A 13762-nucleotide genomic window follows, 5' to 3' on the forward strand; every position below is an offset into this window, starting at 1 on the left:
CGGGAAGCGCCAGGAATTATCCGAAGCGCCTATGACCTTTTCCGGAAAAGCCCAATCACGGCAGCCGGTGCTGCGGCGCGTTCTGCAGGCTCGCCTGCGTCACGCTGGCGCCGGCCGGCACGTCGTCGATGATCCAGACGTTGCCCCCGATGGTCGCGCCCTTGCCCAAGGTCACGCGGCCCAGGATGGTGGCGCCGGCATAGATCACCACGTCGTCTTCCACGATCGGATGGCGCGGCAGGCCCTTCTGCAGGTTGCCGTCGACATCGGTCGGAAAGCGCTTGGCACCCAGCGTCACGGCCTGGTAGAGGCGCACGCGCTTGCCGATCACCGTGGTCTCGCCGATCACGACGCCCGTGCCGTGGTCGATGAAGAAGCCGGCGTCGATCTGCGCGCCCGGATGGATGTCGATGCCGGTCTGTCCGTGCGCGAGCTCGGCCACGATGCGTGCCAAGAGCGGCAGGCCCAGGTCGTAGAGCTGGTGCGCGAGGCGGTGATGGATCATCGCCAGGATGCCGGGGTAACACAGCAACACCTCGTCGACGCTGCGCGCGGCCGGGTCGCCCTGGTAGGCGGCGATCACGTCGCCGTCGAGCAGGCGGCGAATGCCGGGCAGCGCGGCTGCGAAAGCGCGCACCGCCTCCTCCGCCTCCGCATCGATCTCGGCCGCATCGCGCGGCTGGTGTCGCGCGTTGTAGCGCAGCTCCAGCCGGGCCTGCGTCAACAGCGACTGCAGGGACGAGTCCAGCGTGTGGCCGACGTAGAAGTCCTCGCTCTCGTGCCGCAAGTCGGGCGGCCCAAGCCGCATCGGGAACAGCGCGCCTTTCAGCGATTCGACGATGCCGGCCAGCGCATCACGCGAGGGGAACTCGCGACTGCCCGGTTCGCGCGAACGCTTCTGGGAATCGCGCCATTCGTCGCGCACCTCGTGCAGCGCGCTGACGATTTCACTTACATCGAATCCGGCCATGGCTTGCTCCTTGTTTCCGCACATTGTTGCGGCATCGGGAGCAAACGCGGCGTCGGAAGGGTTTAGAGCTTGGCGATGGACACTTCGGTCGATTTCACCAGCGCGACCACGTCGGAGCCGGGCTTGAGCTGCAGCTCGTCGACCGAGCGCGTGGTGATGACCGAGGTCACGATGCCCCAGGCGGTCTCGACGTCGACTTCGGAGACGACGTCGCCGCGGATGATCTCGCGGACCTTGCCCTTGAACTGGTTGCGGACGTTGATGGCTTGGATGGACATGGAGGGACTCCTGTTGAAAAAGAAGGAAGAAGAAGATCAGACCGCCCAGCGCAGGACGTGCGCCGGCCCGTCGGCCCAGCGCGTGTCGTTGGCCGGCTCGCCATCGGGTTTCTGCAGCACGCGGTCGAGGATGCGTTTCTCGATCGCCGCGAAAGCCGGATCGCCCTGCGAGCGCGGCCGCGCGAGCGCGATGTTTTCGTCCAGCGCGATGCGGCCGTCCTCGATCAGGATCACGCGGTCGGCCAGCGCCACGGCTTCCTGCACGTCGTGCGTGACCAGCAGGGCGGTGAAGCGGTGACGCTGCCACAGGTTCTCGATCAGGCGATGCATCTCGATGCGCGTCAGCGCATCGAGCGCGCCCAGCGGCTCGTCGAGCAGCAGCAGCCGAGGGTGATGCACCAGCGCACGCGCCAGCGAGACCCGCTGGCGCTGCCCGCCCGACAGGCGCGCCGGCCACTCGGCCTTGCGGTCGGCCAGGCCGACCTGCGCGAGCACTTCGTCGCCGCGCACGCGCGCCGCCGTCGGCAGGCCCAGCGTGACGTTCTCGAGCACGCGGCGCCACGGCAGGAGGCGCGCCTCCTGGAACATGATCCGCGTGTCGTCGTGCAGCCCGTCGACGGGCTTGCCGTCGGTGTAGAGGCCGCCTTCGGAGGCTTCCTCGAGGCCCGCGATCAGGCGCAGCAGCGTGCTCTTGCCGCAGCCGCTGCGGCCCACGATGGCGATGAACTGGCCCGGCTCGATCGTGAGCTGCGTGTTGCGCAGCACCTCGCGCGTGCCGTAGCGCTTGTGGAGACCGCGCGCTTCGAGCCGCACGCCGGCAAAGCCTTGCTGGAGGATGGCGCTCATGTTTTTTCAGACTCCGGGGTTGAACAGCGCCACGTCGAGCGCATTGAGTTTCTTGGGCAGGAGCTTCTCGGCGAAGAAGGCATCGGCGATGCGCTGCTGCTCGGCCAGGCCGCCAACCACCACCGGACGCACCGCGTAGCTGCGCCGCGCATTGGCATGCTCGACCGTGGCGGTATCGAGCCCCCACACTGGCGCCAGCAGGGCGGCCGCTTCCGCGGGCTTCTGCTTGACCCAGAGGCCGGCCTTGTGCAGTTCGCCGTAGAGCACGCGCAGCACGTCGGGACGCGCGTTCGCGAACGGCGTTCCGGCCAGGTAGTAGCGCTGGTACGACGCGATGCCGGTGCCGTCCGCCAGCACGCGCAGCTTCGACTGGCGCTGCGCCGCGGAGAGGAACGGGTCCCACACGACCCAGGCATCGATCGCACCGCGCTCGAAAGCGGCTCGGCCGTCGGCCGGCGTGAGGTACGCGGGCTCGATGTCCTTGAACGAGAGGCCGGCCTTGTCGAGCGCGGCGATCAGCAGGTAGTGCACGCCGGCCGCCTTGGCAAAGCCGACCTTCCTGCCCTTGAGATCGGCCACCGACTGGATGGGCGAATCGGCCCGCACGACGATCGCCTGCGCGGCCGGAGACGGCGCCTCCTGCGCGACGAAGGTCAGCTTCGCGCCCGCGGCCTGCGCGAACACCGGCACGGTGTCGGCCACGTCGGCGCTGAAGTCGAGGTTGTCGAGATTGAGCGCTTCGAGCAACGGCAGGCCGCTGGTGAACTCGTGCCAGCTGATCTTGACGCCCAGCGGCGCGAGCTGCCGCTCCAGCGTGCCCTGGGTCTTGAGCACCACGGTCAGCGTCGACGACTTCTGGTAGCCGATGCGGATCGTGGACGGGGCCGCGCCTTGCGCATAGGCCATGCCACCGGCCAGTGAAGCCAATGCGCCGAGCGCGGCGCGCCGAGTGAGAGAAGTCATCTCGCCCTCCTCCTTCATTTCGCCGCCTGGTAGCCCGGATGCCAGCGCAGCCACCAGCGCTCCAGCCCGCGGGCGAACACGTCGGCCAGCTTGCCGAGCAACGCATAGAGCAGGATGCCCACCAGCACGATGTCGGTCTGCAGGAACTCGCGCGCGTTCATCGTGAGATAGCCGATGCCGGCCTGTGCCGAGATGGTTTCGGCCACGATCAGGATCACCCACATGAGGCCGAGCGAGAAGCGCAGGCCCACCAGGATCGAGGACAGCGCACCGGGCAGGATCACCTCCTTGTAGAGCTGCCAGCGCGAGAGCCCGTAGGTGCGGCCCATCTCGATCAGCTGCGGGTCCACGTTGCGGATGCCGTGGAAGGTGTTGAGATAGATCGGAAAGAACACCGACACCGAGATCAGGAACAGCTTGGCCGATTCGTCGATGCCGAACCAGAGGATCACCAGCGGAATGAGCGCCAGCGCCGGGATGTTGCGCACCATCTGGATGGTGGAATCGAGCAGGGTCTCGAAGAACTTGACCGAGCCGGTGAGCAGGCCCAGCGCAAGGCCGAGCCCGCCGCCGATGGCCAGGCCCGACAAGGCCCGGCCGGCGCTCACCTTCACGTGGGTCCACAGTTCGCCCGAGACGGCCAGCGCCCACGCGGCCTTGACCACGTCGATCGGCGCCGGCAGCACGCGGGTGGAGAGCCAGCCGAGCGACGAGGCGATCTGCCACGCGACGATCAACCCCACGGGCACGAGCCAGGGCACGAGGCGCTTGGCGACCCCGAGCCCGAAGGCTTGCGCCGAGCCCAGCGAAGGTGCCGCGACCGGCAATGGCTGCACTTGTTCAGTCATGAAGAGAGTCCTTTGCCTTGATCAGCTTTGCGAAACGAGGCGCGAAGGCGCATCGAGATTGGCGACGACCTCGCCGAAGGGACCGGTCAGCGCCCCGCCCGGCAGGCTCGGGCGCCGCTTGCGCGGCAAGAGCGGGAACACCAGCTCGGCGAAGCGGTAGGACTCTTCGAGGTGCGGGTAGCCCGAGAGGATGAAGTTGTCGAGGCCCAGCGCCGCGTACTCCTCGATGCGCGCCGCCACCGTCTTCGCATCGCCCACCAGCGCCGTGCCGGCGCCGCCGCGCACCAGACCCACGCCGGCCCAGAGGTTGGGCGAGATCTCGAGCTCGGCCCGCGTGCGCCTGGCACCACCAGCGTGCAAGGCGGCCATGCGGCGCTGGCCTTCGGAGTCCATGCGTGCGAAGGCGGCCTGGGCGCGGATCACGGTGTCGTCGTCGACGCGGCTGATCAGTTCTTCGGCGGCTTTCCACGCCGCGTCCGCGGTCTCGCGCACGATCACGTGCAGGCGGATGCCGAACTTCACCGTGCGGCCCTTGCGTGCGGCGCGCTCGCGGATGTCGGCAATCTTCTTCGCGACTTCGGCCGGCGGCTCGCCCCAGGTCAGGTAGGTATCGACCTGTTCCGCCGCGAGCTCGTGCGCCGCCGCCGAGGAGCCGCCGAACCACACCGGCGGATAAGGCTTCTGCGTCGGCGGGTACAGCAGCTTCGCGCCCTTCACGCTCAGATGCTTGCCTTCGTAGTCGAAGCTCTGGCCTTCATGACTGCGCGCGATGATCTCGCGCCAGATGCGGATGAACTCGGCCGACTGCTCGTAGCGCGCTGCATGGTCGAGAAAGACGCCGTCGCCCTCGAGCTCGGACTGATCGCCGCCGGTCACCAGGTTCACGAGCACGCGCCCGCCCGAGAGCCGGTCGAAGGTCGCGGCCATGCGCGCGGCCAGGCTGGGCTGGTGCAGCCCGGGCCGCACCGCGACCAGAAACTTGAGTTGCCGCGTCGCGCCGACCAGGCTGGCCGCGATCACCCACGGGTCCTCGCAGGAGCGGCCGGTGGGGATCAGCACGCCCTCGTAGCCGAGCTGGTCGGCCGCGCCGGCAACCTGCTGCAGATAGGCCAGGTCGACCGGGCGCGCGCCCTCGGTGGTGCCGAGGTAGCGGCTGTCGCCGTGGGTGGGAAGAAACCAGAAGACTTGCATGGTGTGATCTCGATCAGATGGCGAAGAGAAAGCGCCGCAGGCCCCACGCCAGTGCCGTGGTCCGAAGCACCCGCACTGCGCGAAGCCGCAACAGCGCGCTGTCAGGCAATACCGGCGGCCGCTGCATCGAGCACGTTGATCTTCTTGGGGATCAACCCGAGCGAGAAAAAGGTGTCGGCGATCTTCTGCTGCTCCGCCAGGACCGCCTTGGTGATCGGCCTCGTGCCGTAGTTCGCGCGCCCCACCACGACGTCGACCACCGGCTGCGGAATGCCCCACAGCTGCGAAAGCTCGGCCGCGAACGCGCTCTTGTTGGTCTGGCCCCATTGCTCGACCCGGTCGATCTCCTCGGTCAGGATCCGGATCACGTCGGCGTTCTTCTCTGCATAGCCGAGCGAGGAGAAGTAGTAGGCGCGGTTGCCCACCACATCCGTGGCGTCGGCGAGCACCTTGGCTTCGAGCGTCTTCTCCGCCGCGGCCAGGAACGGGTCCCAGATCACCCAGGCGTCGATCGAACCCTTCTCGAAGGCGGCGCGCGCATCCGAGGGCGGCAGGAAGGCGAGGTTCACGTCGCCGTAGCCAAGGCCGTGCTTCTCCAGCAGCTTGACCAGGAAGTAGTGGACGTTGCTGCCCTTGTTGAGTGCGACCTTTTTACCCTTGAGGTCGGCCACCGAACGGATCGCCGATCCCTTGGGCACCAGCACCGCTTCCGATTGCGGGCGCGGCACGGTCGCCGCCACATAGGCCAGCGGCGCACCCGCGGCCTGCGCGAAGATCGGCGGCGCTTCGCCGACGTCGCCGAAGTCGATCGAGCCGACGTTGAGCGCCTCAAGCTGCACCGGCCCGGCCGTGAACTCGGTCCACTTGAGCGAGACCTTGAGCGGCGCCAGCCGCTTCTCCAACGTGCCGCGGCCCTTCAGCAGGCTCAGCACGCCTTTCTGATGGCCGATGCGCAACTGCCGCGCCGGCGCCTGGGCAAGTGCCGCCAGCGAAGGCAAGGCGATCGCGGCCGCGGCGCCCTGGACCAGTTGGCGGCGCTTCGATGAATGCAATGTCATGGTGATGCTTTCGATGGATGGAGCCAGCGGCTCAGGTGGCGGTAATGAAGCCGACGATCAGCGCAATGGCGGCGACCACGACCACGCTGATGGCGAGGTCGCGCAGCGCGCGCCACAGCGGACGCGGCGGCGCATCGATGGCAAGGTCTTCGGTGCTGACAGGGTTCATGGCGGATGTCTTTCAGGCGTGAGTTGTCCCGCGCCGCGCGCCGGCGGCGAAAAACCAATGTGGAAAAAGAAGGTGGTGGCGCTCTCGCGCCGGGCCGGCCGGCCCGGGCTCAGACGCTACATCGCACGCGCGAGAAGGGCACCGGCTCGAAGCCGCTGGTGGCGGGCAGCTTGAGCCCTTCGCTCGCCAGCGTCTCCACCGCATCGTCGAGCCGCTGGGCGAGCTCCTGCTGCAGCTGGTACGCGCCCTCGGGCTGCAGCGTGACCTGGCCGTCGGTCGCATACACGCCGGGCAGGATGTGCCGTGCCGCGAGCGACTGCAGCACGGGCCGCAGCGCGTAGTCGAGCGCCAGCATGTGGTGCGGGCTGCCGCCGGTGGCCAGCGGCAGCACCGTCTTGCCCTTGAGCGCGGACTGCGGCAGCAGATCCAGAAAGACCTTGAGCACGCCGCTGTAGGCCGCCTTGTAGACAGGCGTCGCGATCACGATCACGTCGGCGCGCCGCACCTGTTCGACCGCATGCTGCACGGTGGGATGCGAAGCCTCGCCCAGCAGCAGCGCATGTGCTGCCAGCTCGCGGATCGCGAGACGATCGGCCGGCACGTCGCGCAGCGCGAGCCGCGCGGCCACCGCATCGAGCAGCACGGCCGAGCGCGAAGGCGCCGACGGGCTGCCGGCAATCAGGAGAACAGTCACGATTGCTTTCGTTCGAAGGTGGTTCTTTTTCAGGGGGCCGCCGCGCCCGGCCGCCCGAAGCGGCCGGGCCCGCCCCCGGTAGGGGGTTGGCGTACCGACACGAAGTGCGGGGAGCCTGGGGGCGAGCTGGTTACTTCTGCTTCGCCGTGTAGATCTGGTCGAAGGAGCCACCGTCCGCGAAGTGCTCCTTGTCCGCCTTGGCCCAGCCGCCGAAGGCCTGGTCGATGGTGAACAGCGTGAGCTTGGGGAACTGCTTCTCGTACTTGGCCTTGGCCTTGTCGGAGGTCGGGCGGTAGTAGTTGCGGCCGGCGATGTCCTGCCCTTCGTCGGAGTAGAGGTACTTGAGGTATTCCTCGGCCACGGCGCGCGTGCCCTTCTTGTCGACCACCTTGTCGACCACCGTCACCGTGGGCTCGGCCAGGATGCTGACCGAGGGCACGACGATGTCGAACTTGTCGGGGCCGAATTCCTTCAGCGCCAGGAAGGCCTCGTTCTCCCAGGCCAGCAGCACGTCGCCCACGCCGCGCTGCACGAAGGTGATTGTCGAGCCGCGCGCACCCGTGTCGAGCACCGGCACGTTCTTGTAGAGGCTGCCGACGAACTCGCGGGCCTTGGCGTCGCCGCCGTACTTGCGCTTGGCGAACTCCCATGCGGCCAGGTAGTTCCAGCGCGCGCCGCCCGAAGTCTTGGGGTTGGGCGTGATCACCTGCACGCCGGGCTTGGCCAGGTCGTCCCAGTCCTTCAGTCCCTTGGGGTTGCCCTTCTTCACGAGGAAGACGATGGTCGAGGTGTACGGTGCCGAGTTGTGCGGCAGGCGCTTCTGCCAGTCGGCCTTGACCAGGCCGCCATGCTTGACCAGCGCGTCGGTATCGCCGGCCAGCGCCAGCGTGGCGACGTCGGCGTCGATGCCGTCGATGATCGAGCGCGCCTGCTTGCCGGAGCCGCCGTGCGACTGCTTGATGCTCACGTCCTGTCCGGTCTTGCCCTTCCAGTACTTGGCGAAGGCCTTGTTGTAGTCGACGTAGAGCTCGCGCGTCGGGTCGTAGGACACGTTGAGCAAGGTCACGCTTTGCGCGAACGACGGCAATGCCGTCAGGGCGATGCTGGCGGCAGCGGCGGCGCCTAGGGAAAGCTTGATAAAGTCGCGGCGAAAGCTCATGGTCTTGTGCTCAGGAGGGCATAACAGTGAAGCTGCGAATTCTGAAGAGCGCATAAAGAAACTGGAACGACCGAGTTCTCAGTTCTAAATAGCGAAATCAACTAAGCAACCCACACGAAGGCAATCCAAATGGCACGCATGGTCCAGTGCATCAAGCTCGGCAAAGAGGCCGAAGGGCTCGATTTCCCGCCCTACCCCGGTGAACTCGGCAAACGCCTGTGGGAGAACGTCAGCAAGGAAGCCTGGGCCGCCTGGCTCAAGCAGCAGACCATGCTGGTCAACGAGAACCGGCTGAACCTGGCCGATGCCCGTGCCCGCCAGTACCTGGCGCGCCAGATGGAGAAGCACTTCTTCGGCGAGGGCGCTGACGTCGCGCAGGGCTACGTTCCCCCGACGAACTGATCGCCTGCCCGCGCCATGACCGAGCCGGTCGATTGGCGGGCCGACGGCGTGCCGCAGAGCGCGCGCTTTGGCGATATCTACCACTCCGAAAGCGGCGCGCTGGCGCAGGCCCGGCATGTGTTTCTGGCCGGCTGCGGCTTGCCTGAGGCCTGGGCCGGGCACCCGCAATGGCGGATTCTCGAAACCGGCTTTGGCCTCGGCCTCTCTTTTCTGACAGCCTGGCAGGCTTGGCGAGCCGATCCTCAGCGCCCGCGCCTGCTGCATTTCGTCTCGGTCGAAGCGCACCCGGTGTCGCGCGACGATCTGCTGCGCGCCGCCGCGGCCTATCCGGAACTTGCCCCGCTGGCCGCCGCACTGGGGGCGCAGTGGTGGGGCCTGTTGCCCGGCTTCCATCGACTGGTCTTCGACGAAGGCCGCGTGCTGCTCACGCTGTGCATCGGCGATGTGCAGGCCATGCTGCGCACGCAGCAGCACTTCGAGGCCGACAGCATCTTTCTGGACGGCTTCAGCCCCGAGCGCAATCCGCAGATGTGGTCGCCCGAGACACTCAAGGCCGTGGCACGTTTTGCGCGGCGCGGCACCCGCATCGCGAGCTGGACCATCGCGCGGACGGTGCGCGACGCGCTGGCGCAGCGCGGCTTCCAGCTCCGCAGGGCGCCCGGCCTGCCGCCCAAGCGCGATTGCCTGCAGGGCGTGTTCGAGCCGGCCTGGCAGATTCGGCGCCGCGCGCCGCTGCCCGCGCCCATCGCGGCGCCGGGGCGCTGCGCGGTGATCGGTGCGGGACTGGCCGGTGCAGCCGTGGCAGCCAGCCTGGCGCGGCGCGGCTGGCAGGTCACGGTGCTGGATGCCGGCGATCGCCCGTCGGCCGGGGCCTCGGGCCTGCCCGTCGGCGTGCTCGCGCCGCATGTGTCACCCGACGACGCGCTGCTGTCGCGCCTGACCCGCGCCGGCGTGCGAGCCACGTGGCAGCAGCTCGAGGCGCTGCTGGCGGAAGGCAGGGATTGGCGGGCCTGCGGCGTCCTCGAACGGCGCGCCGCGGGCCAGGATCGCCTGCCCGCCGACTGGACGGCCGAAGGCCCCAATGAATCGTGGCACGCCTCGGCCGCGCAGATTCGCGAAACCGGACTGCCGGCCGATGCGCCTGCACTCTGGCATGCGCGCGGCGGCTGGGTGCGGCCGGCGCGGCTGGCTCAGGCCTGGCTGGCGCAGCCCGCCATCGAACTCGCCACCGGACGGCGCGTGGCACGCATCGAAGCACCGCAACCCGGGCTCGCCTGCTGGACGCTGCACGACGCCCAAGGCGCCCTGCTGGCCGAAGCCGAACGCGTGGTCATCGCCGCCGGCTTCGAAAGCCGTGCGTTCGCGCCCGCGCTGGCGCTGCAGCCCGTGCGCGGCCAAGTCGCCTGGGGGCGCATGGACGACGGCACGCGGCTGCCTCGCGTGCCGATCAACGGCGACGGCCATCTCATTGCGCATGTACCCGACGCCGATGGCGCGCTCTGGCTCACGGGCGCCACCTTCGACCGCGACAGCAGCGATGCCGCGCCACGCGGCGCCGACACCGAATCGAACCGCGAGCGGCTCGCCAGGCTCCATCCCGATGCTGCGCTGCAGCTCTCGTCGGCGTTCGAGCGCGGCGACGCGAAGGCATGGGCCGGCGTGCGCTGTGCGTCGGGCGACCGCCGGCCGCTGGTCGGCCCACTCGACCCGGCATCGTCGCAGGGCGTGTGGCTCTGCACCGCGATGGGCTCGCGCGGCCTCACATTCGCCGCGCTGTGTGCCGAACTGCTTGCGGCACAGTGGCACGGCGAGCCCTTGCCGCTTTCGGCATCGCAAGCGCGGGCCCTGGATGCGCAGCGTTCCAGCGCTCAGATGTTCGCCAGCGCCAGATAGTCCAACAGCGTCGAGCCGCCCAGCGTGGCGAAAGGCAGCAGCACCGCCTTGACCAGCGGCTGCTGCCAGAACGGGGCGAAGGCGCCCATGCGCAAGCTCTCGATGCGCGACTGCAGCAGTTCGAGCTGCTTGGGTGTGGCCTCGCCGGGCGCGGCCGGCGCCTTGGCGTTCGCCCGCATCAGCGCGTCCTTGACCAGGTCGAGCGCATGCCGGCGCGAGGCCTCGGCGGCAAGGCGCAGCGCCAGCGCGCAGCCCAGCGCGACGACCGCCCCGCCGACGGACAGGACGATGGTGCTCACCGGCATGGTCCACCGGTCGAACACCGCGCTCCTCGAGAGCAGCAGCAGCGAAATCACGATGAAGGGGTAGTAGATGAGGTGCGTGACGCTGCGCGTGCGCAGCGCGATGAACTGCAGGTCGACCCAGTTGTCCAGGTGGGCCCGCGGGATGCCGGTCTGCGCCTCGAACAGATCCAGCGTGGCTTCGGGCCAGTTCGCCGCCTGCTCGCGCAGGCCGCGCACGAAGCCGACGCAGAAGGCGGTCGCATCGACGACGAAGAACACCAGGAAGTACATCGCCACCAGCGACGGAATGCGCAGGCCGTCGTGCACCGCGAGGGACAGATCGCCGCGGTACGGCACGGAGCGCTCTTCGTCGAAGGCCAGCACGATCAGGTAGCTCCATGGCAGCGCCGCGGCCACATAGGCCGTGGTGCGCAACAGCCGCGCGCTGAGCCTGTTCTGCGCCACGTAGCGCTTCCAGAAGTCGAGCGCGGGTGCCAACATGCCGTGCGCGGCCTGCTTTGAGCGGCTGGCGGCGGGCACGAAGCGCATCGAGAACACCTGGGCCAGCTTCTGCCACCAGCGCAGCCGCGCCTGGGCCTCGCGCTGCTCGGCAATCAGTTCGCGGCGCGTGCGGCCCAGGTGGAATTCGCGCGTGATCTCGTCGAGGTTGCGCGTGAGCGCGCCCCAGCCCCGGAAGAGCAGGTACAGGCACAGCACCAGATTGAGCACGCGAATGGCTTCCGTCGGCCAGAGACTGATGCCTTCGAACGCAGTCAGCGGCTTGCCTTCGCGCGTGAGCCACTCGGCAAAGGGCTGCCAGTGGGCGGCCAGCCAGAGCGGCAGCTCGAGCTGCAGCAGCACGACAAGCACCGCCAGTGCCGCATAGCGCGCGAGCAGCGCGGAGCCGTCAGGTGCGCGGGCGACGAAGCGCCCCAGGAAGCGCCGTGCGCCGAGGCTGATGAAGAGCGCGGGCGCCCACAGGGCGAGCACGAGAAGGCTCGCGATCAGGACCAGCGTGGCCTCCCGCGGCATCGGATAGCGGGCCGATGCGGGCGGATGGACGTCTTCGCATGCGGTCCAGCCCTCGCCCCGGCACGGATTCGATGTGGCCTTCTGCGGGCCCTCGTTCGCCGGACGACCGTAGAACTCGAAGGCCTCGGTGCGGCCGATCTCGAAGATCCGCGGTGTCTTGAACCACCGGCCAACGGCCGCCTGCGATAACGGCCGCGTGGGATGCCGCGCGTCGTCCATGGCGATCCGTGTCGTCAGGAAGGTGGACACCTGGTAGCTGTCGCGAAACGGCGGTGCGCCGCCTTGCAGCTCGTCCCGGAGGCGCAGGCCGAAGTTGGAGGCGACGATGAGGTTGCGTGTCCAGGCCTGCTCGCGCGGATGCAGGAAGCGCGCATCCAGATCGGTGGTGAAGAAGATGGCGTTCGGAAACTCCGGCTTGAGCGCCTGCAGCACCAGCAGCTTGTCGTGCACATCGTTGCCCAACACGCCGATCGCGCGCAGACCCATGCCGTCGGCACTGGCGGCACGTACGCGTCGGTCCTTCTCGCGCATCTGCACGGCGAGACGGCGCAGGTAGTCGAACTGGCTCTGGCCTTCGGCGCGCTCGATGAAGGTACCGTCCTTGCGACGGGTCGCATCCTTGTCGCCTGGCGCCTGCTTGCCGCCGCTGGCGGAATCCGACGCGCCCTGGCCGCCCGCAGGCAGTTGGCCATCGAGTCCGCGCACATAGTTGAAAGAGTTGATGCAGAAACCGCGCTCGTTCGCCGCGGGCCGGAATTCGCGCCGCAGGCTGCGGCCGTACAAGGTGTCCCACTCGGCCACCACGGCGACATGGCTCGGCGCAGGGTCCGGCTTCTCCCCGTCGCTCGGACGGCAGGCTTTCCGGTAGGCCTCCACCTCTTGCTCCGCCGTCAGCGTCGGGGGCGGATCCGATTCGCCGCGGTCCGGCCCCAGCGCCTCGATCGTGAGCGGCCTCAGGCCGCGCAGCTCCAGTTCATCGATCAGCCTGGTGGCGAGACCTCCGTCGTTGCCGATGGTGCGCACCAGCAGCGCGCCCCTTGACTCGAAGAAGTCGGCAAGGCTCGACTCGGCGTCCGGGAGCAGGACATCGTCGGGCACGGTCGCGTACGGCGAATAGAAGCGCATCGGCGGCGCGGGCACCTTGCCCTTGAGGCTGGCCTTCGCCGCTTCGTCGATCATGGCCTTGAGCCCGTCCGAACCGTTCGGTCCAATGACGCGCCAGCTCGCGCCGGATTCGAGAAAGGGCCGCGCCAGTTCCGCCATCCGCGCGAACGGTGCATTGTCGAAAGCCTCGCTCCGAAGCCACATGACGAGCACGCGCCGAAGATCATCGTTGTTCCCGCGCGCATCCAGTGTGGGTTCGAACCACTCGTAAGGTATGGGCTCCTGCGATCTCGCGTACGGACCGGGACGAACCGGCGGCGGAAAGAAGTAGCCCAGATGTTCGGTATCGACGGGCGAGAGCCGGCTTGCGTTGAGGCCTGCTAGCACCGCATAGCGTCCTCGCCTGCGACTTTCCACGTTCTCCGAGTAGGGTCCGCCCGGCAGCATGACCGCGAGGATCTCCACCGGCTGCCTGGACCGGATCTCCCGGGCCAGGTCGGCGGCGGTGCGCCGCGCGTCGTCCGCCTCCGCCCTTTTCGCGTCGTTCTTCCTGGCCTCCACCCGGCCCTTGGCGACCGCGCCGAAGGGATCCTGCCAGAGCCGCGCGTCGACATCCTGCAGCGAGAAATGCTGCGCGAAGCGCGGTTCGCCGGCCGGCAGACGGGTGGTTTCGAGCGGTGCCTCGCGCACGAACAGCGCACCCGCGAGCAGCAGCATCACCGCGATGAGGCCGTTGCCTGAAAGACCGCCCAGCCCGGACTTGGAATCCTTTTCCATAGGACCCCCTTCGCTGTGCAGTCTAGGGACGCGCTTCGACTTCACAATGTGTCGTTCGGCGGAAAGCGCCCTCCAAACGGACGGTGTCTACCTC

The 13762-nt window shown here is 68.5% G+C and carries 13 protein-coding genes; 2 read left to right on the forward strand and 11 right to left on the reverse strand.

From position 1 onward, the window contains the following. Positions 1 to 55: 55 nt before the first annotated feature. From epsC to ACSQ9A_RS14860, 10 genes are all read right to left on the reverse strand, one after another. A complete protein-coding gene (epsC, locus tag ACSQ9A_RS14815) occupies positions 56 to 970 on the reverse strand; it encodes a serine O-acetyltransferase EpsC (RefSeq protein WP_436304168.1) in 915 nt (304 codons plus the stop codon). Between the two features lie 62 nt (positions 971 to 1032). Continuing rightward, on the reverse strand, positions 1033 to 1248 hold the full coding sequence (locus ACSQ9A_RS14820; RefSeq protein ID WP_028250350.1) for a TOBE domain-containing protein: 216 nt from the start codon (positions 1246 to 1248) through the stop codon (positions 1033 to 1035). A gap of 36 nt (positions 1249 to 1284) precedes the next feature. Beyond that, positions 1285 to 2094, reverse strand: a complete 810-nt coding sequence (locus ACSQ9A_RS14825) for an ATP-binding cassette domain-containing protein (RefSeq protein ID WP_436304169.1) — start codon at positions 2092 to 2094, stop codon at positions 1285 to 1287. A 6-nt stretch (positions 2095 to 2100) separates the two neighbouring features. Next, positions 2101 to 3057, reverse strand: a complete 957-nt coding sequence (locus tag ACSQ9A_RS14830; protein WP_436304170.1) for an aliphatic sulfonate ABC transporter substrate-binding protein — start codon at positions 3055 to 3057, stop codon at positions 2101 to 2103. A 14-nt stretch (positions 3058 to 3071) separates the two neighbouring features. After that, positions 3072 to 3905, reverse strand: coding sequence for an aliphatic sulfonate ABC transporter permease SsuC (ssuC, locus tag ACSQ9A_RS14835; RefSeq protein ID WP_436304171.1), 834 nt, complete (start codon positions 3903 to 3905; stop codon positions 3072 to 3074). Between the two features lie 21 nt (positions 3906 to 3926). Next, positions 3927 to 5096 carry an FMNH2-dependent alkanesulfonate monooxygenase gene (gene ssuD / locus ACSQ9A_RS14840; protein ID WP_436304172.1) on the reverse strand — a complete coding sequence of 390 codons (1170 nt, stop codon included), beginning with the start codon at positions 5094 to 5096 and terminating at the stop codon, positions 3927 to 3929. A gap of 101 nt (positions 5097 to 5197) precedes the next feature. Next, entirely contained in the window at positions 5198 to 6154 is a 957-nt protein-coding gene (locus ACSQ9A_RS14845) for a sulfonate ABC transporter substrate-binding protein (protein WP_436304173.1), read from the reverse strand. A gap of 31 nt (positions 6155 to 6185) precedes the next feature. After that, positions 6186 to 6323, reverse strand: coding sequence for a hypothetical protein (locus ACSQ9A_RS14850; RefSeq protein ID WP_436304174.1), 138 nt, complete (start codon positions 6321 to 6323; stop codon positions 6186 to 6188). A 109-nt stretch (positions 6324 to 6432) separates the two neighbouring features. Next, the gene (gene ssuE / locus ACSQ9A_RS14855) at positions 6433 to 7017 is read right to left on the reverse strand and encodes an NADPH-dependent FMN reductase (protein ID WP_093108776.1); all 585 of its coding nucleotides are present in this window, start codon (positions 7015 to 7017) and stop codon (positions 6433 to 6435) included. Between the two features lie 130 nt (positions 7018 to 7147). Continuing rightward, the gene (locus ACSQ9A_RS14860; RefSeq protein WP_436290265.1) at positions 7148 to 8176 is read right to left on the reverse strand and encodes a sulfate ABC transporter substrate-binding protein; all 1029 of its coding nucleotides are present in this window, start codon (positions 8174 to 8176) and stop codon (positions 7148 to 7150) included. Positions 8177 to 8305: 129 nt separating this feature from the next. Here ACSQ9A_RS14860 and ACSQ9A_RS14865 point away from each other — a divergent pair, with 129 nt between their 5' ends. After that, positions 8306 to 8578 (forward strand): oxidative damage protection protein, encoded by a 273-nt coding sequence (locus ACSQ9A_RS14865; protein ID WP_093108778.1) that lies wholly within the window; start codon positions 8306 to 8308, stop codon positions 8576 to 8578. Positions 8579 to 8593: 15 nt separating this feature from the next. After that, positions 8594 to 10471 (forward strand): FAD-dependent 5-carboxymethylaminomethyl-2-thiouridine(34) oxidoreductase MnmC, encoded by a 1878-nt coding sequence (mnmC, locus tag ACSQ9A_RS14870; protein ID WP_436304175.1) that lies wholly within the window; start codon positions 8594 to 8596, stop codon positions 10469 to 10471. Here mnmC and ACSQ9A_RS14875 read toward each other — a convergent pair. Continuing rightward, positions 10447 to 13668, reverse strand: coding sequence for a hypothetical protein (locus ACSQ9A_RS14875; protein WP_436304176.1), 3222 nt, complete (start codon positions 13666 to 13668; stop codon positions 10447 to 10449). The two genes, mnmC and ACSQ9A_RS14875, sit on opposite strands and share 25 nt — an antisense overlap. Positions 13669 to 13762: the final 94 nt, after the last annotated feature.

Source organism: Variovorax sp. LjRoot290 (assembly GCF_964253985.1).
Classification (GTDB): Bacteria; Pseudomonadota; Gammaproteobacteria; order Burkholderiales; family Burkholderiaceae_C; genus Variovorax.